Source organism: Mucilaginibacter sp., from assembly GCF_964263795.1.
GTDB lineage: Bacteria > Bacteroidota > Bacteroidia > Sphingobacteriales > Sphingobacteriaceae > Mucilaginibacter.
In genome coordinates this window covers 1-19348 of record NZ_CAXVWK010000097.1, presented here as the reverse complement: position 1 = coordinate 19348, position 19348 = coordinate 1, and the positions used below count along the sequence as shown (strand labels likewise).

General features: G+C 36.4%; 17 protein-coding genes and 1 pseudogene. All 18 read left to right on the top strand.

The genetic code is table 11. The features are described 5' to 3' along the window. Positions 1 to 15: 15 nt before the first annotated feature. Positions 16 to 1269, top strand: a complete 1254-nt coding sequence (locus ACE5CV_RS15775) for a dihydroorotase (protein WP_374951155.1) — start codon at positions 16 to 18, stop codon at positions 1267 to 1269. A gap of 10 nt (positions 1270 to 1279) precedes the next feature. Next, on the top strand, positions 1280 to 1948 hold the full coding sequence (locus ACE5CV_RS15770) for a hypothetical protein (RefSeq protein WP_374951154.1): 669 nt from the start codon (positions 1280 to 1282) through the stop codon (positions 1946 to 1948). Between the two features lie 29 nt (positions 1949 to 1977). Then, complete coding sequence (locus tag ACE5CV_RS15765; RefSeq protein ID WP_374951153.1) at positions 1978 to 2523, top strand: DUF4199 domain-containing protein; 546 nt, start codon at positions 1978 to 1980, stop codon at positions 2521 to 2523. A 205-nt stretch (positions 2524 to 2728) separates the two neighbouring features. Next, on the top strand, positions 2729 to 4060 hold the full coding sequence (locus ACE5CV_RS15760) for a nucleotide sugar dehydrogenase (RefSeq protein WP_374951152.1): 1332 nt from the start codon (positions 2729 to 2731) through the stop codon (positions 4058 to 4060). 93 nt (positions 4061 to 4153) lie between these two features. After that, complete coding sequence (locus tag ACE5CV_RS15755; RefSeq protein ID WP_374951151.1) at positions 4154 to 6667, top strand: SLBB domain-containing protein; 2514 nt, start codon at positions 4154 to 4156, stop codon at positions 6665 to 6667. Position 6668: 1 nt separating this feature from the next. Continuing rightward, the gene (locus ACE5CV_RS15750) at positions 6669 to 7757 is read left to right on the top strand and encodes a lipopolysaccharide biosynthesis protein (protein WP_374951150.1); all 1089 of its coding nucleotides are present in this window, start codon (positions 6669 to 6671) and stop codon (positions 7755 to 7757) included. 3 nt (positions 7758 to 7760) lie between these two features. Then, positions 7761 to 8390 (top strand): acetyltransferase, encoded by a 630-nt coding sequence (locus tag ACE5CV_RS15745; protein WP_374951149.1) that lies wholly within the window; start codon positions 7761 to 7763, stop codon positions 8388 to 8390. Between the two features lie 28 nt (positions 8391 to 8418). After that, entirely contained in the window at positions 8419 to 9774 is a 1356-nt protein-coding gene (locus tag ACE5CV_RS15740; protein WP_374951148.1) for a lipopolysaccharide biosynthesis protein, read from the top strand. Positions 9775 to 9781: 7 nt separating this feature from the next. Then, the gene (locus ACE5CV_RS15735; protein WP_374951147.1) at positions 9782 to 10909 is read left to right on the top strand and encodes a DegT/DnrJ/EryC1/StrS family aminotransferase; all 1128 of its coding nucleotides are present in this window, start codon (positions 9782 to 9784) and stop codon (positions 10907 to 10909) included. 50 nt (positions 10910 to 10959) lie between these two features. Next, a complete protein-coding gene (locus tag ACE5CV_RS15730) occupies positions 10960 to 12174 on the top strand; it encodes a glycosyltransferase (protein WP_374951146.1) in 1215 nt (404 codons plus the stop codon). A 53-nt stretch (positions 12175 to 12227) separates the two neighbouring features. Further along, positions 12228 to 12932 carry a glycosyltransferase family 2 protein gene (locus ACE5CV_RS15725; RefSeq protein WP_374951145.1) on the top strand — a complete coding sequence of 235 codons (705 nt, stop codon included), beginning with the start codon at positions 12228 to 12230 and terminating at the stop codon, positions 12930 to 12932. Further along, the gene (locus ACE5CV_RS15720) at positions 12932 to 14281 is read left to right on the top strand and encodes an oligosaccharide repeat unit polymerase (RefSeq protein ID WP_374951144.1); all 1350 of its coding nucleotides are present in this window, start codon (positions 12932 to 12934) and stop codon (positions 14279 to 14281) included. The genes ACE5CV_RS15725 and ACE5CV_RS15720 overlap by 1 nt, the downstream gene beginning before the upstream one ends. Next, entirely contained in the window at positions 14260 to 15171 is a 912-nt protein-coding gene (locus ACE5CV_RS15715; protein ID WP_374951143.1) for a glycosyltransferase family 2 protein, read from the top strand. The genes ACE5CV_RS15720 and ACE5CV_RS15715 overlap by 22 nt, the downstream gene beginning before the upstream one ends. Continuing rightward, positions 15168 to 16280 carry a glycosyltransferase family 4 protein gene (locus tag ACE5CV_RS15710; RefSeq protein WP_374951142.1) on the top strand — a complete coding sequence of 371 codons (1113 nt, stop codon included), beginning with the start codon at positions 15168 to 15170 and terminating at the stop codon, positions 16278 to 16280. The genes ACE5CV_RS15715 and ACE5CV_RS15710 overlap by 4 nt, the downstream gene beginning before the upstream one ends. 7 nt (positions 16281 to 16287) lie before the next feature. Then, positions 16288 to 17220, top strand: a complete 933-nt coding sequence (locus ACE5CV_RS15705) for an NAD-dependent epimerase/dehydratase family protein (RefSeq protein ID WP_374951141.1) — start codon at positions 16288 to 16290, stop codon at positions 17218 to 17220. Beyond that, a complete protein-coding gene (locus ACE5CV_RS15700) occupies positions 17210 to 18046 on the top strand; it encodes a glycosyltransferase (RefSeq protein ID WP_374951140.1) in 837 nt (278 codons plus the stop codon). The genes ACE5CV_RS15705 and ACE5CV_RS15700 overlap by 11 nt, the downstream gene beginning before the upstream one ends. A 1-nt stretch (position 18047) precedes the next feature. Further along, positions 18048 to 18938 carry an NAD-dependent epimerase/dehydratase family protein gene (locus ACE5CV_RS15695; protein ID WP_374951139.1) on the top strand — a complete coding sequence of 297 codons (891 nt, stop codon included), beginning with the start codon at positions 18048 to 18050 and terminating at the stop codon, positions 18936 to 18938. Between the two features lie 42 nt (positions 18939 to 18980). Beyond that, positions 18981 to 19348 (top strand): annotated as a pseudogene (locus ACE5CV_RS15690) (UDP-GlcNAc--UDP-phosphate GlcNAc-1-phosphate transferase); the annotation flags it as partial.

Here is a 19348-nt window from a genome sequence, read left to right as displayed (position 1 = left end):
CCTTATATAGCGATAATGAATTTGCTTATCAAATCCGCCACTGTTATTGATCCCGCCTCGCCATTTAATAACCAGGTAACTGATATTCATATAAAAGATGGATTAATTACTCAAATGGGCCAGCTTAACTTAGATGATGCCGAATTGATTGATGCAAATGGCAGCTATCTGGCTCCCGGATTTTTTGATTTAAATTGTAACATCGGCGAACTTGGGTTAGAAACCAAGGAAGATCTGCAAACGGGTACAGCTGCTGCTGCTGCTGGGGGTTTTACCGGTCTTGCACTGGCGCCCAATAGTTATCCTCCTGTACACTCAAAGGCAGAAGTGGAGTACCTGCTAAATCGGGCAAGTAATAATTTAGTTGATATTTATCCTTTGGGAACTATATCTCACAACCGCGAAGGTAAGGATATGGCCGAAATGTACGATATGTATAAAAGCGGCGCCAGGGCATTTACAGATGGAAACCGCCCGGTGCAAGATGCAGGCTTGATGGAACGTGCCATGCTGTATGTACAGGGCTTTGGCGCGAAAGTGATTTCATATCCCGAAGATACTTCGATAGCCGGCAAGGCAAAGATGCACGAGGGTGTGGTGAGCACAATGCTGGGTATGAAGGGGATACCTTCACTTGCAGAGGAATTGATGATAGCACGCGACCTTTATTTAGCGGAGGACACCGGGTCCGAGATCCACTTTACCACTATATCTACAGAACGATCGGTGGAATTAATCCGCGAAGCTAAGCGCAAAGGGCTTAAGGTTACCTGTGACGTAGCGGCCCATAATCTGGTACTTACTGACGAAGCCTTAAGTGGGTTTGACAGTTTGTATAAAGTTAAGCCACCATTGCGCACCCGCAGCGATGTGGACGCTTTAATAGCCGGTCTTAAAGACGGCACCATCGACGCAATAGTATCACAGCACACACCGCATGAAATTGAATTTAAAGATGTAGAGTTTGAAGTTGCGGAGTATGGCATAACAGGGCTGCAAACCGCATTCTCTTTGGCAATCAATGCAGGCCTACCAGTTGAGCTTGTTGTAGAAAAGTTGGCGATAAACCCACGTCAAATATTGAATATCTCGTTGCCAAAAATCGCCGAAGGGCAAAAAGCAAATGTAGTTTTGCTGGAGGCCGGCGCACGCTGGGAATATACCCGCAGCAACAATCGTTCTAAAAGTTACAATTCCCCATTTATCGGCCAGAACTTAACAGGCAAAGTGTTGTTAACTGTTAACAACAATCAACTATCTAAATTTTAAATAAAACATCATGACTGACCCAAAAGTATCTTCAGCAATTACCCGATCGCTGCAATCTTTCTCTCAATACGGTGATTACGACGCAACCGCCATTAACTCCAAATTCGACGAAGTTTTCTCCTCCGACGACGATTTTTTAACCAAAGTTGACCTGCTTGACGCAATTTTTGACGAGAACCCCCAAGTTGATGAATTACGCGAAGTGTTCTTCGACTTATTAATGATTAACTTTTTCAGCGAAGATGTTAAAAAATTAGAGGACGACTACCTGGAAACCCCTGAATGGGAAGCTATTGAAGAAGATACTATCGATCGCGGTACCGAACTATTGAACGTATTACTTTACCTGAACGAATGCCAGGATGAAGACATTGAACCGGAACTTGAAGACTTTTTAAAAGAGTTTTTATTGGTCGATGAGGACGAGTTTCAGGACGAATACCGTATTTATGAACCCGTTATTACCAACCAGATTCTGATTGAAAGCCCTGTAAGCGAAATCCGCAAAGTAGCCGAAAAGGTTGACGAGGAATCGGAACTCCGAGAATTATTTTATCCTATTATGTGTTTTTTCCAAAACCCGGATCCTGGCCAGGACGACAAGACTACCATTGCCGATAGCGCGGTAAATAAATCATTTGATATGGCGGTATTAGAAATATTGGTTAGCTTTAACTGATATATACTATAACCTTAACTTTTAAAACAATGGAAACGCTTGCGGTTAATCCTACCAAAATTGCTACTAAATGGGCATTTATTTACCTTTTAGTTTCAATAGTAATTACTTACGCTTTTGAATTTTTGAGCATTGATCAAAACTCACCGGCAAAATACATTAGCTACATACCTTTTATCGCATTTTGTTTTCTTGCGCAAAAAGAGTTGAGAGATCAGTCAGGTGGCTACATGTCCTTTGGACAGGGTTTTTCTGTAGGCTTCCGTTTCGGCCTTTTTTCAGGTTTACTATTAGCCGTTTTCGTATTCATTTACCTTAAGTTTTTAAGCCCGGATATGTTGGTGAAATCAATTGAACAGCAGCAAGTGGCCTTATCAGAACAAGGAATGTCTCAGGATCAGATAGACAAGGCCATGGACATGGGTACAAAGTACGGTGCCATATTTGGTGCAGTAGCAACGGCTATCGGCTCTTTGATTTTAGGGTGTATAATAGCTTTAATTGGCGCAGCGATTTTCAAAAAAGAGCGTACTGCTTATGATATTATTGAATCTGCGCAAGACCCAACTATTTAAGCGTTTCATAATAAAAGTAAAAGGCCATTCAAACTGAATGGCCTTTTACTTTTATTGATTCTGAGAACAATATAGATATCTCATCTGAGCTTAATAGGGTGTTTGGAATGAGACTATTTGCGACTTTGACATTGTGCTAAATCTGATGTCGACGGCACATAATTTATAAAGTATATATTTGTGACCTGTTTGGACACCAAAAAAAATGCCTGATCAAGTTTTATTACCCACATTCAATTCGCTAACATCAAATAACGTAAAAATTGCCATTATAGGACTAGGATACGTTGGCTTACCCCTTGCTGTTGAATTTTCTAAAGTTTTCCCCGTAGTAGGGTTCGATAAAAAGCAGGCACGTGTAGATGAATTAAACGCCGGTGTGGATCGTACCTTAGAGATTGCAAGCGACGAACTTAAGCTTGTAAAACGACATTCAGGCAGTAGTAATGGGCTGTTGGTAACAACCTCTGAGCAGGAACTTAAATCCTGTAATGTCTTTATCGTATCTGTACCTACACCAACCGACAAGCATAACAGGCCGGATATGGAAATGTTGAAAAAGGCATGTAGCACGGTTGGATCAGTGTTATCAAAAGGGGATATTTTTATTTTAGAATCCACAGTCTACCCTGGAGTGACCGAGGAAATTTGCGTTGCGATCATCGAAACTATATCGGGTTTAAAACTGAACGAAGATTTTTATGCGGGTTATTCGCCTGAACGGATCAACCCTGGTGATAAAGTGCATACACTAACCAATATTCTAAAGGTTACTTCAGGCTCAACCCTACAAGCTGCAGATTTTATAGACGCGTTGTACGGTACTATCATTAAAGCCGGAACCCACAAAGCGCCTACTATTAAAGTGGCGGAAGCATGCAAGGTTATTGAAAACTCGCAGCGTGATATAAATATCGCCTTCGTGAACGAGCTTTCAAAGATATTTAATCTGATGGGGATTGATACCCAATCTGTTTTAGCGGCTGCAGGTACTAAGTGGAATTTTTTAAATTTTAAACCTGGATTGGTGGGCGGTCATTGTACCGGAGTGGATCCTTATTACCTGGCACAGCGAGCTCAGGAATTAGGCTATCACCCTGAAATTATTTTGGCAGGCCGGCGTCTCAACGATGGCATGGGCACTTATGTAGCAATGGAGGTGATCAGATTAATGATCAAAAATGACATAACTGTAAAAAAAGCTAACGTTCTTGTTTTAGGCTTTACTTTTAAGGAAAATTGTCCGGACGTAAGAAACACCCGCGTTATAGACATTGTTAAAGTTTTGAAAGATTTTGACACAAATTGCGACGTATATGACCCATGGGCTAACCCACAAGAAGTTATTGAAGAATATAACACTCAAACTGTTAATAAACTAAATGGCCTTAAAGAAAATTACGATGCAATAATTTTAGCCGTTGCTCATAATGAGTTTTTAAGCCTGGATCTGAATAAATTTAAACGAGTGCCCTCTTCTGTTATTTATGATATAAAAGCAGTATTAGATGAAAAACTGGTTGACGGGAGACTGTAATTTTTAAGCCAATCATCCCGAATTATTTTAACTTTGCCAAAATTTAAAATAAGGTATCTTTATAGGAGATAATGTTGAACTGAAAACCCAATTATGAGATTAATTTACAGGACCAATTTTAAATTTAAATATTTTTTCCTATTACTTCTTTGTTTTGCGACTTTAATCGCAGCCCCCGCATTTTCTCAAACCTTACCGTCAAATTTAAATAACGCTAATGTTAACGAATTGTCTGATGCGCAAATACGCCAGATTATGCAACAGGCGCAAGCCAACAATTTAACTGATGCCCAGTTGATGCAAACATTGCAGGCTAGGGGACTATCTGCTGACCAGGCAAGGATTTTACAGAATCGTATTAACACAATAAAAAAAGCTAACGGCAACGCGCCGGATGACAATACTGGTATACGACAGGACTCTCAATCAGAAAGTCAGACCAGGAAACTTAATTATTCTGCAGATACTATTAATAACTCTCCCGCTTCACAAAAAATATTAAACACGTTTCAATCCAAGATTTTTGGAGCGGATATGTTTAGTAATAGTAATTTGAAATTTGAACCTAACCTTAAAATAGCAACTCCTGTAAATTATATCGTTGGCCCAGAAGATCAGCTTAACATCAACGTTTACGGTAATTCATTAGTGAATTGGAAACTTGATGTTTCTCCGGAGGGAAATATCAACATTCCCGGTGTCGGCATTTTAAATGTAGCAGGTAAGACCATTGAGCAGGCAACGGCTTCTATAAAAAGTAAGTTAGCGGCCAGTAACTACGCTATTGGCAAAGGAACCAGTGTTCAGGTTAGCCTAGGCAATATCAGAAGTATAAAAGTTATCTTAGTGGGCGAAGTAAAAAAACCCGGTACATATACTTTACCGTCATTAGCCACTGCATTTAACGCACTATCATCTGCAGGGGGGCCGAATGATATTGGCTCATTCAGAAAAATTGAGATCATCAGAAATAACAGGGTGATTCGAACACTTGATATTTATGACTTTTTAGTAAAAGGAAGTCAAAAGGATAATATATCACTTCAAGATCAGGATGTTATCCGTGTACCAAGCTACCGCCTTCGTGTTGATTTGAAGGGTGAAGTAAAAACGCCTGCAATTTTTGAGGTTTTACCGGGTGAAACATTACAAGATGTTTTAAGATTTGCCGGTGGCTTTTCCGATCAGGCCTATACAGAACGGATCAAAGTAACGCAAGTAAGTGATCAGCAGCGCCGTCTAACTGACGTTTTTGAAAGCGATTATAAAAATTACATCCCTTTACGCGGCGACATGTATGTTGTAGATAGAATTTTAGAGCGTTATACAAATAGGGTAACTATATCTGGAGCTGTTTTCAGACCAGGTGAATTTGAATTACAAAACGGGCTTACATTATCCCAACTAATTAAAAATGCCGGTGGATTAAAGGAAGATGCCTTTACTGGCCGGGGTAGCATTATTAGGCTTAACGCCGATAATTCAAAGCAACAACTTTCATTTGATGTAAATCAAGCATTAAATAACGCTTCGGCAGATTTGCGTTTACAAAGGGAAGACAGTGTTGTTATCTCCTCGAAATTTGATTTGCGTAACGCATACAAAATTACAATTAAAGGTGAAGTTCGTAAACCGGGCGACTTTCTTTATGCGGACAGCATGAAAGTTGGAGACTTGATTGTGCGTGCCGGTGGTTTTACAGAAGGTGCAAGTGCTAAACGTATAGAAGTATCCCGCAGGGTTTTTGATAGTGACCCACGGGCCTTAAATACAACTGTCGCACAGGTATTTAGTGTCAACATAAGCACAGATTTAAAAAGTGATGATTCGAAATTTGCACTTCAACCGTACGATATCGTATCTGTTTATAGTTTACCTGGCTACGAAACGCAAAAAACAGTTAAGGTTGAGGGTGAGGTTATTTATCCGGGATATTATACTATACAAAAGAAAAATGAGAAAATTTCCGACCTTGTTGCCCGTGCTGGCGGCTTAACCCTTTCGGCCGATGTTGAAGGTGGAAGTTTAAAGCGGGATAACGATGCAGTTTTAGGTGTGGACAAAAGTAAAATAGATACTGCTGCACTTAATAAGGAACGTAACGAACGGTTAAGACGCTTGCAACAGAGTTATCGCGACACTACACGAACTGATACTGCGCAATTGCGTAACAACTATGTTGGTATTAATCTAAAGAAGATATTACAAAAACCAGGCACTAATGAAGATCTTATTTTAGAAAATGGCGACATTTTGAGAATACCTAAGCAACAACAAACTGTAAGAGTAAACGGTGAAGTTCTTTATCCGAGCGCTGTTGTTTACAGCCGTGGTAAAAGTTTTAAGGAATATGTACTAAATGCCGGAGGGTTTTCACCCAATAGTTTAAAAGGTGGTGCTTACGTAGTCTATCCTAACGGAACTGTTAAAGGAACCCGTAGGTTTTTGTTCTTCAATACTCACCCTGGCGTTAAACCCGGAAGCGAAATTTATGTTCCAAGAAAACCAGAGAAACGCGGTAATACTGCCCAGGAAATTTTAGCATTTACAACAGGTTTAGCATCGTTAGGTGCTATAATTTTGGGAATTTTAACTTTGTCTAAATAGAATGCAAAACAAAAAACTTGATATTGGAGAGGAGAAAGAAGAATTTGGTTTAAAAGATTTTCTTTTAAGGATTGTGGTTTTAACAAGGTTTTTAATCGCTAACTGGAAAATTATATTTGTCTTTGGGTTGATTGGGGCAACAGTAGGTGTTGCTTACGCTTTATTGAAAAAGCCTATATTTAAAGCCGAACTGACGTTTGCATTGGAAGATGAAAAATCATCTGCCGGAGGGCTTGGATCAGCTTTAGGACTTGCAAGTCAGTTTGGCATAGATTTAGGCGGCGCAGGAGGAGGAGGAGCATTTAGCGGGGATAATTTACTTACACTAATGAAATCACGAGCAATGGTTGAACAAACCCTCCTGAAGCCAGTGTTAATTAATGGGAAACAAAAAACACTCGCTGAACGCTATATAGATTTCAATCATTACCGCGATAAATGGAGCGGGAGTCCTAATTTACAGACCCTCAATTTTTTGCCTGGAACGGATCGCTCTAAATTCACCTTAACACAAGATAGTGTTTTGGGCAACTTTTTCAAGGCAATTATTAAAACTAATTTATCGGTTGATAAAGTAGATAAAAAGTTAAGTATCATCACAGTAGTTGTAAATTCCGAGGATGAGATGTTTTCGAAAATCTTTACTGAACTACTTGTTAAAACTGTTGGAGATTTTTATATAGAAACAAAAACAAAAAAGTCTACCCAAAATGTAAATATTTTGCAGCGTCAGGCAGATTCGGTTCGTAATAGATTGAATATGGCTATAACAGGTGTGGCCTCATCTACCGATGTAAATCCAAACGCCAATCCGGCGTTACAAATATTGCGTGCGCCGTCTCAACGCAAACAGGTAGACGTTCAGGCAAATCAGGCTATTTTGACAGAACTTGTTAAAAATCTTGAAATCTCGAAAGTTTCGTTGCGCAAAGAAACTCCGCTCATACAGGAAATTGATATACCGATCCTTCCGTTGGAAAAATATTCTGTCGGGAAAACGAAGGCATTTATATTAGGTTTTATAGCAGCTGCATTTCTCTCTTCGTTTTTTATTTTAATGAAAAAGATTTTTGTTAACGCATTAAGATAGCCAATGGATAAACAGGCTATACTTATTGGTTACTCCGGTCACGCCTACGTGTTGATAGAGATATTATACAACAATAATTGTCAAATTTTAGGATATTGTGATAACGCGCCCGTATCAGAAAATCCTTATGGTCTTACATTTCTGGGTAATGAGAGTAACCAAGAAACAGTTAAAGTTCTAAAGTGTAATAATGTTTATTTAGCGATAGGCGACAATAAAATCAGGTCGTCGCTTTATAAACAATTGGCAGTTGAAAAAGAAATTACGTTCCCCAATCTTTTACATCAAAGGTCTATCATCTCTTCAAGCGTTAACATTGGCAACGCTTCTGTCGTTATGCAAGGTGCTGTAATAAATGCTCAGGCCTCAATAGGTATAGCGTCAATAATAAATACGTCGGCAATAATTGAGCATAATTGTGTAGTTGGGGATTATTCTCATATCGCTCCCGGCGTGGTACTTACGGGCAATGTAACGGTAGGGAATTATACTTTTGTAGGAGCAAACAGTGTTGTTAAGCAAGGTGTGAAAATTGGTAGTAATGTAATAGTTGGGGCGGGGTCAGTTGTATTGAGGGATATTGCCGACGGTTTAACCGTTTATGGAAATCCAGCCCTCGTTAAATCGATTTAACCATCCCAAATTTAGTAAATCTACGTAAATGTTTAACAAGCTCGCTCTAAAAAATTTATCTGATGCCCGTAGTAAAAAACAGCTTTTCAACATTGTAATATCAGCATTAGCTAAGGGCGGCGCCATAGCATGCAGTTTTTTGTTTGTACCGATGTGCCTTAATTACTTAGATGTTAGGAGTTACGGAATTTGGCTGACGATGACATCAATAGTTAGCTGGATAAGTTTTTTAGATGGCGGGTTAGGAAACGGACTTAAAAATAAACTATCTGAGGCCGTAGTAAACGACGATGAAAACCAATCCCGTGCACTAATTACAAGCGCATACGTAGGTATATTTCTGATTGTTGGGATAGCGATAGTCCTTTTTTTAGCTTCTTTTAAGTTCATTGATTTCTCGAAAGTATTTAATGCTCCGGAGCATATGTCGGGCGAGCTAAGTACCGTTTTTTTAGTAGTGTTTATATTTTTCTGTGTGAAATTATTACTTGATCTTATAAATACAATTTTGCTTGCTTTTCAAAAAGTTTGGTTAGTAAATGTAATAGCATTATTAATTAACGCATGTTTATTAGGAGGTGTTTACTACATAACCAGGCATGTAATGTCTGAGCGATTATACTACTTAAGTTTTTACTTTTCTGTGTTGCCGGTGGCCGTTTTAACTATATGCACCTTGTTTTTTTTCTCTACCAAATACAAACGTCTTACGCCAGAATTCAAATTTTTCAAAATGTCGGCACTTAAGCAAATACTTTCTATAGGAGCAAAATTTTTTGTGATCCAGATTGCTGTCATAATCATATTCTCCACTGATAACTTATTGATAAGTCAGCTCTTTGAACCATCTGAGGTGGCAATTTACAATATTGCGTTTAAATACTTTAGTGTGTTTACTTTTGCATGGTCAATTGTGATTGCACCATATTGGGTATCATTTAATGAAGCCTTTATAAAAGGCGATTTTGAATGGATCAAAAAAACAATCAACTTTTTGCTTAAGTGTTGGATGATTTTATTCGCGGGCGTGGTCGTTTTTCTACTGTTAAGCAATTATTCTTATAATTTATGGTTGGGGCCTAAAGTTAAAGTGCCAGTTTTGTTATCTATAATGATGGCCCTATTTGTGCTTATTTCAACCTTTGCCAATATTTACGTATATTTTATCAATGGAATTGGTAAAATAAAGTTACAATTCTATACCAGTATAATTGCCGGTTTAGTTAATTTGCCTCTTTCATACTTTTTCGCGGTAGTTGTACATTTTGGTGTAAGTGGAATTATGATGGGAACATGTTTATCACTTATTTCGGGCCCGGTATTTGGCTATTTGCAATATAAAGCTATAATTAATAAAACAGCCAAGGGAATTTGGCTACAATAATTACTATATGAACCATTTTAAATATCCTGTTTATCAGCCTTTTTTAGGGGGAAACGAAAAAAAATACGTTAATGAATGTCTGGACTCAACTTGGATATCGTCAAAAGGAAAATTTATAAATGAGTTTGAGAATTCATTTGCCAATTATATAGATGTCGAATATGCAACAACAGTTTCTAATGGTACTGTTGCTATACATTTAGCTTTATTGGCATTAGGGATCGGCGCGGGCGACGAGATAATTGTACCAACCTTAACTTACATCGCATCTGTCAACGCTATAACTTACACAGGTGCTAAAGCCGTTTTTGTAGATTCTACTTTAGACTCATGGCAAATAGATGCTAAGGATGTTAAACAAAAAATAACGCCTAACACAAAAGCGGTAATGGCTGTACATTTATACGGTCATCCTTGCCCTATGGACGAACTTGTAGATATTTGTAAACAAAATGGTTTATTTTTAATAGAAGATTGCGCCGAGGCTATTGGTACTACCTACAAAGGGAAGCATGTTGGTACCTTCGGCGATATTTCTATCTTTAGTTTTTTTGGGAATAAAACTATAACAACCGGCGAGGGCGGAATGGTTGTAACTAATGACCATACGCTATATGACCGTTCAACGCATTTTAAAGGCCAGGGGTTAGCTAAACATCGCGAATACTGGCACGATGTAGTAGGCTACAATTACCGTATGACTAACATTTGCGCAGCTATTGGTTTAGCGCAGTTAGAACAGATTGATACAATTCTTGCTAAAAAACGCCAAATAGCTGATTGGTATTCTAAAGAGTTTGAAAACACCGCTATAACATTTCACAAGGAAGTAGGTGAGGTTTACCATTCCTATTGGATGTGTTCTGTTTTAATTCAAAAATCTGATAGTCGAGACAAAATCAGGCAGAATATGAGAAATGCCGGTATCGAAACTAGGCCGCTTTTTTACCCGGTACATACTATGCCCATGTATTCGCAAAGATATGAACGCCATATAAATGCTGAAGAGTTAGGCTGGCGCGGAATTAACTTACCAAGTTATCCCGCTTTAGAAAAAGATGATATAAAGTACATAGCACAAACTATGCTACAGGCAAATGATGCTGCCAACAATTTAATAGCTGTTTGGGAATAAGCTGATGATTGTATTTTGAGAGCAATTGACAACTGTATTAAATAATCATTTTGAGTAAAAAGATTAAAATTGGTATTACCGTTGCTGGTTTTATTGAATGGCCGGGGGGGATTGAATTCATTAAATATGTTTTGATGGGGCTGGGTAATCCTCAATATGAATTGACGTTATTGATACCGGATAGAAACACAGCCATCTTAAAATTAAAAAATTTAATTAAAACTGTATTAAACAAAGCAGCGGGACGAAAACTGACTTTGATTATTTATCCGCCTGTGCAAGACACAACTATCCACTTACAACATCAGTTAGGTTTTATTGGATATTTTACTTATAAAACTAACGCGCAGTTTGTAAAAACTGCCAATAAATTTGATGTCATTCTACCGGCGTTTTACCCTATAACTAATATGTTAAAGGTGCCGGTTTTAAGTTATTTATATGATTTCCAGTATAAATATTTCCCGCAATTTTTTACTAAAGCACAAATTGACGCACAGGATAAGCATTTTGAAAAGCAAGTAAAAAGCAGCAGTCAAATTATTATTAATGCTAATAGTGTTAAGGACGACATTTACAAGTTTTTTGGCCGTAGCAACAATTTAAATGTTATTCCATTTACACCAGTTTTTGATGACAAAATTCTATACAGTTTACCATCTATCGAATATTTAGACAGTAAGTACGGAATTAGTAACAAACCTTTCTTTTTAATTTCTAATCAATTTTGGAGCCATAAAGGACATAAAACGGCTATTAATGCCATAGATATTTTGGTAAATCAATTAGGAAAGGATGCAATTTTGATCTGTACTGGCCGTTTTCCAGATCCTAAAAATATTATTAACTGCACCGAAATAACTGAATTAATTAAGAGAAAAGGTTTAACTGATAGGGTTAAAATGGTTGGCTTTATCGATAAAGCAGATCAATTGGCACTGATGATTAATTCATATGCCCTTTTACAACCAACGCAATTTGAGGGCGGCCCTGGCGGATTTAGCGTTTATGATGCCGTGGCTTACGGTGAGCCTTGTATCCTATCTGATATCAACGTTAACAAGGAAATAAATGATAATGAATTACTTACATTTTTTAAAGTAAACGATGAAAATGATTTGGCTAAAAAAATGGAAGCTCAATTGGAACGTATTAAAAAGCCAATAGCCTCTTCTAAGTTACAGATAATATTTACAGAGAGATTAAAAACGCTTACTGCGTTTTGGGATAAGCTGATCGCTGAAATGTTAAAACAGACCCATTAGTTTCTTTATTTTGTTATTTAGCAAATGTATTTTACCATAATAATTTTTAAGTAGTGATATTATCTATAATTACTGTGGTTTACAATGCGGTTGATACTATTGAAGACACAATCAAAAGTGTTATCGGCACAAATACGAAAAATATTGAATATGTAATTATTGACGGTGGCTCTACAGATGGCACGCTGAAGATTATTGAAAAATATCAGTCCCAATTGGGTTATTTTGTAAGTGAAAAAGATAATGGCATTTATGATGCAATGAATAAAGCCGTTACGAAAGCATCAGGTAATTGGGTATATTTTTTGGGGGCGGATGATGTGTTGCTTCCCGGCGTATTAAATGAAGTTGTTGGCAGACTAACAGATCGAAAAACGATTTATTATGGTAACGTGCGTTTTAAACACAAAAACATAATATATGATGGCAGGTTCAATTCGCTTAAATTAGTTACCCGTAATATTAGCCACCAAAGTATATTTTATCCTATTAACGTTTTTAAGAAACATAACTTTAATAGACGTTATATTATTTTTGCAGACTATGATCTTAACTTACGACTTTTTGATAGTAAAGAGTTTAAATTTAAGTATATACCATTAACAATTGCGATTTATAATGATCACGGCGCATCTGGCCTTAAAACTCAAGATATAAACTTTGAGGATGATAGGATGGCAATAATAAGACAAAACTTCAATTTATTTATTTACTTGTATCGTTACTTACGAACAAAAATAGTTTCATTTTACTGTTAATGAATAACTACGAATTTTATTCGGTGGCATTGAATAATGTTAATTTGTTTTTCGGCATCTTGGTTGGATCATTTTTGTTGCATTATTTTATTTTTCGTAAACAAGTTCGTTCAGTTTTAGATCCGTATTTTTTACCAACACTTTCTTCTGTATTTTGCCTGGCGGATGTTTTTTTGCTTTATTTCACGCAAAATATTACTTTGTATGTTTTCTCGAATTACGTTTTTACACAACTGGCTTTTATTTTAGGCCTATATACCTTTAATTTAAAAATATTATCACTTAAATCTCCAGTGCCGACTCTAGAATTAAGAAAAAGAAATATTAACGCCAGGCTTGTGGCCTTTTACTATTACTCTTTTATATACCTTTTTTTTCAGTGTTTGATATACTTATTGAAAGGAATACCGCTGTTCATGGAGTCACGGCTGGAGACATTTGCAAGTGGAGGGGGGGCCGGAATATTGGGGCGTATAACTGATGTTTCGTCAGTAATCAGCATTTATCTTTTCTTTTCTATTATCAAGTTAGACAAGTTCAGGCTTACAGAACTACCAAAGTATTTCATTTTGATGATGATATTTTGTACATTTTTATTAAGTGGAAGTAAAAGTAGCTTTTTAATTGTTTTTAATATTTTTTGGTGCTATATTATCTTCGCCATTATTAAAGGTCAGGATTATGTTTCATATCTGCGATTATTAAAACGAAATATAAAAGGGATACTTGTTTTGAGTTTAATAGTGGTTACTTTTATTATATATATCCAGTCCCGCTCCGTTGTCGATGATCCTACATCTACTGGTCTGAATCCCATATTGGCTTTAGGCTTGCGGTTTGTGCACAGTGGCGACGTTTACTGGTATGCCTACCCCAATAACGTTTATTTACGTATACCTTCCGACCATTGGTTTACGGCATTATTTGATGATACGCTTGGCTTATTGAGGCTACAAAGCTGGGATGAAATGCCACAGGCAATAGGTATAACCTTAAAAAATATACACCATCCCAGCGATATTTTACAAGGACCTAATGCACGGCATAATATTTTCGGTTTGATATACTACGGTTATTCAGGAAGTATATTCTTTTCTTTTTTAATAGGATTGACATTGGGGTTTATTCGCAACAAGCTGCCATATATGTTACCGGGCAATGTTTTAGGTGGATTTATCTTTACCTATTTAATGTGCAAAGGCGCCGCTATCGATACTGACCCTATGCTTACTATTACATACTTTAACAACTTGGTATTCATTTTTCCATTTTTATATTTTGTCTATCTTATAGTGATGGAATTTTTTAAATACAACCCTTTAGTAGAATGGTCCACAACAAAAAGATAAGTATTATTATTCCGTTCTATAATGGTGAAACTTACTTGCCCAGGTTATTAAATTCTATTAGTGTAGCTATAGGCAATTGCCAACCACTTACATTAAATTTTGAATTGATAGTTTTTATCGATTCTATGGAAACATCAGTAGATATTTTAACGTCACTAATAAGCGAGTATACCTATCGGAAGGATTTTAACGAAATAATAATTCAAAAAAATAAAATTAATATTGGTGTTGCAGCGACGCGTAATGCAGCTATATCAATCGCTAAGGGAAGCCATCTGCATATCATAGATCAGGATGATGCAGTTAGCGAAACCTTTTATTTAGAAGCAGCCCCATTGCTTGTAGATAACTGTTTTATACTTACCAACGGAATAGTATATTATTCAGATACTAAATACAATAGCCATAAATTATATTATTTAACCCCTCAGTTAAGCATAGCCGGCTTGCTTAAAGGTGACTACATTAGATCACCCGGACAAGTTATATTTTCACGTGGCTTACTTGGAGAGAAATTTTTTCCAGAGCCTAAAACATTTAAAGGCGCTGACGACAGGTTTTTTTGGATAAAATTATTCATTGAAAATGGCAAAAAGATAAAGCCTTTTTACATTAAGAATTCTAATTATGTCGCCTTTATACATAATCATAATTATAGTGCTGATGGTGAAAATTTAAAAAGAAGCACCCTTGAAAATTGGGAAATATTAAAGAACGAAACTGATTTGAGATTATATGAAAGAACTGTAGCACAAGATATTTTGCGGGTAAAGTTTGCCTTAAGAGAGGATATGCAAATTATAAATAAGATAACCGGCCTTTGGAGAAATGTTATTTATTTTTTAGAACCCAATAAATTAATAAGATTTGTAGCGAAAAGAAAGAAATGATCAAAATACTATATATTGTCTCAACTCTGAAAAGATCAGGCCCTACAAACGTACTTTATAATTTAATTGATGAGTTGGACCGTAGCAAGTTTGAACCGGTGATATTAACGTTATCACCTGAGGAAACTAAGTTTCCGAGTGCTAAAGGGAGCTTTGTTGATATCAATGTCGACGTTCATTCACTTCATCTATCCCGTTTGGAAGGAATTTTATCAGGCAGGCGGCAAATTAAACGATTTGTTAAAAGCCAAGGTGTCCATGCTATACATCTGATGGGTTTTAGGGGAGATCTACTTATTCTTCCCAAGGATTTTAAGGGAGTAGAAATAATCAGTACATTAAACAGTAATATATTTGATGATTACTCGATGTTATATGGTAAGCGAAGAGGAACGTTAATGGCTTGGCTGCATATCAGATCTTTAAGAGGAAAAACTCCGATTGCCTGTTCACAATTTGTTTCTGATAAATTATATGAGAGGTATAAAATACGTACAAGAGTAATTTACAACGGCATACCAAAAAATCTTTACAAGGTAAGCTCGACGGAAGATAAAAGGACGGCTAAAAAAAATCTTGATTTACCAGCCGGCAAAAAGGTTTTTGTTTTTATTGGGAGTTTGATTTTTCGAAAAGATCCGGTCACCGCTATTAAAGGATTTCTCAACAACACTAATTTAGAGAATTCGCACCTAATAGTACTTGGAGATGGCCCGTTGATGCAAGATTGTAAAGATGTTTGTGCAGAGCATGTAGAAAAGGTTACTTTTTTTGGAAACCAACCTGAAACGCTCAAATTTCTTAGCGCTTCTGACTTTTATATTGCCACTGCTTATTCTGAAGGGTTGCCAACCTCGGTTATGGAAGCAATGGGCTGTGGTTTACCGGTAATATTATCTGCAATTGATCCTCATAAAGAGTTAGTTGATAAAATTGACAGTTGGCAATATTTATTTCCGGTAAATCAAAACACAGTTCTTACCGATAGGATCAACAAAATCCAAGCAGATAATTATGCAATTTTAAGTTCAAAATGTAGGGAGGTTATTGATGATCATATAAATTCAACAAAAATGGCTGAAAATTATCAGCTGTTATATTCACGATAAAATAGTTATGAAGCAAAAATGCTTAATTCTTGGTGGCGGCGGTTTTATCGGATCGCATTTGGTAGAAGGCCTGTTAAATGGCGGGTATGATGTAAAGATTTTTGATGTCAAAAATTTTTCGCGTCGCAATATAGATGAATATGCACAAAATATTGAAATTGTTGAAGGTGATTTTAATAACCCGATAGATATTAAAGAGGCGCTTGTTGGAATTGATTACGTTTACCATCTGATAAGTACTACACTACCAGCAAATTCAGTACTGAATCCAAGTTATGATGTTGAAAGTAATTTAATACCCACAATTAAATTACTACAATTTTGTGTTGAAAGCAATATTAAAAAAGTTGTATTTATTTCTTCGGGTGGAACCGTTTACGGTATTCCGGAAAGTATACCTATTAAGGAAAATCATGCATCCAACCCTATAAATTCTTACGGTATTACTAAAAGGACTATTGAAAGTTATTTTACTTTATACAATCAATTGTGGGGTGTTAATACCTGCATCTTCAGGCTGTCCAATCCTTATGGGAAAAAACAGAATCCTAAAGCTAAGCAGGGTGTTATACCAGTTTTTTTATATAAAGCTATACATAACGAGACAATTGAAGTTTGGGGCGACGGAGATGTGGTAAGAGATTATATACATATAACGGATGTTACAAAAGTACTTGTTAAAGCAATTGAGATTGATACTCCTGAACGTATTTACAATTTGGGCAGCGGGACAGGTACATCACTCAATAAAATATTGGACATGATAAAATCGAACCTTGAGCCACAATTAAAAGTTACCTATTTAAAATCAAGAAGTTTTGATGTTCCTACTAACGTGTTAGATGTGCGGCTATTGAATGAACGGTTTGGTTTCCAAAAAAATATAGATCTGCAAATTGGCATCGCTGATCTACATAAAATTTTAAAGAATGAGTACTAAAGATGTTTTCGAATTTTCTGTTTTAATGCCGGTATATGCCAAAGAAAACCCGGCTTATATAGATTTAGCCTTAAACAGTATTTTGCGAAGCCAATCTATAAACCCTACAGAAATTGTAATTGTTGAAGATGGACCGCTTACAGTGCCATTAACAGAGGTATTAGTTAAGTATTTTAAATTGTATCCCCAAATAATCAGGTTAATTAAACTGGATAAAAATCAGGGTATGGGTAAGGCTATGAATTTTGGCTTAAATCAGTGCCGGTACGATTGGATTTTCAGAATGGATTCTGATGATATTGCTGAAAATGACCGGTTTGAGCGTCAGATTGAAGTGATAAAGCGAAATAAGTATGATGTAATAGGGACTGCTACAGAAGAATTTAAGGAGGTTGTTGGAGATTTAAAACAGCTTAGGGTGATGCCAGAACATCATGAAGACATTATTAAATTTATGAAACTAAGAAACCCTATAAATCATATGACTGTAGCTTTCAGAAAAAATAAAGCTATAGAAGCCGGTGGTTATTGGGAAAAAAGGTATTTTGAAGATTATAATCTGTGGTATGAAATGTTCAAGGTAGGCGCCCGTTTTTATAACATTCAGAATATTTTAGTTAAAGCGCGAATAGGGAACAATATGGTTGGCCGCAGAAGCGGATATGCCTATTACCAATTTGAAAACGAATTAATGAGTAAGTTTTATAAAGACAAGTTTATAAACTATTTTGAATACAAAGTCTTTTTGAGCTTGAAATTTTGTTTAAGATTATTACCTGTAAGTTTTCTCAGCCTTGTTTACAAAAAGTTTTTAAGAAAAAAATGATATGTCGATTCTTTTAACTGGAGCAAATGGTTTTCTTGGTAGAGAAATAAGTAAGTATTTGAACAATCAACATATCGTAACCCTGAGCAGGAGCGAAGCCGATTTTGCAATTGACTTAAGTAAAATGATACCCGAATTTTTGCCGGAGGTAGAAATTGTAGTGCATGCGGCTGGTAAAGCGCATTCTGTGCCTAAAACTAATGTTGAAAAGCAAGCTTTTTTTGATGTCAATGTTACCGGTACATTAAACTTGCTAAAAGGTTTAGAGAGTGCTGTATTACCAAAGTCTTTTATTTTTATAAGTACCGTTGCAGTATATGGGGCTGATACTGGAACTCTTATTCCTGAGACAGCTCCGTTGAACGCAGCCGATCCTTACGGCCGCAGTAAAATTGAGGCCGAATTAATTGTGAAAGACTGGTGCAAACATAACAAGGTAATATGTACAATATTAAGGTTGCCATTAATTGCAGGGCCTAACCCTCCGGGTAATTTGCGATCAATGATAAACGGGATTAAAAAAGGTTTTTATTTTAATATTGATGGAGGCAAGGCAAAAAAAAGTATTGTACTTGCGGAGGATGTTTCAGTCCTGATACCTGTCGTTGCCAATATTGGCGGTATTTATAATCTTACAGACGGTGATCATCCCAGTTTTAAGATGCTATCTGATTTGATTGCAGTACAAACAAATAAAAAAAATCCGCCAAATATACCCAAATGGCTGGCAAGGCTATTTGCAAATGTCGGCGACTTATTAGGAGCAAAAGCTCCCATAAATTCCAGCAAATTATTAAAAATCACTTCGGATCTAACCTTTGATGATTCCAAAGCCCGGCAAATATTAAACTGGCATCCAACAACAGTATTGACCGGTTTCAAAATAAAATAGCTACAAATAATGTTTTATTTATCAATTTTTTTAATACTAATAGTGATTGAACTTTTGTATTTTAAAGTCGCTGATATTTTTAACATTATAGATAGCCCTAATCACCGTAGTTCGCATTCCTATGTAAATATTAGAGGTGGAGGTATCATATTTTGTTTGTCATTATTAATTAGCGCTCCCTTTACCTCAACAAATTACCCATATTTTCTTGTTGGGTTGTTTATCATAGGATTGATAAGTTTCATAGATGATATCAAAACCATTAGCAGCAGCATTAGATTGGTTTTTCATCTTGCTGCAGTGGCTTTACTTTTTAATCAGCTTGGATTATACAATTTGCCAATATATTTGATTCTCATTGGTTTTGTATTCGTTATAGGAACCATTAATGCCATTAATTTTATGGACGG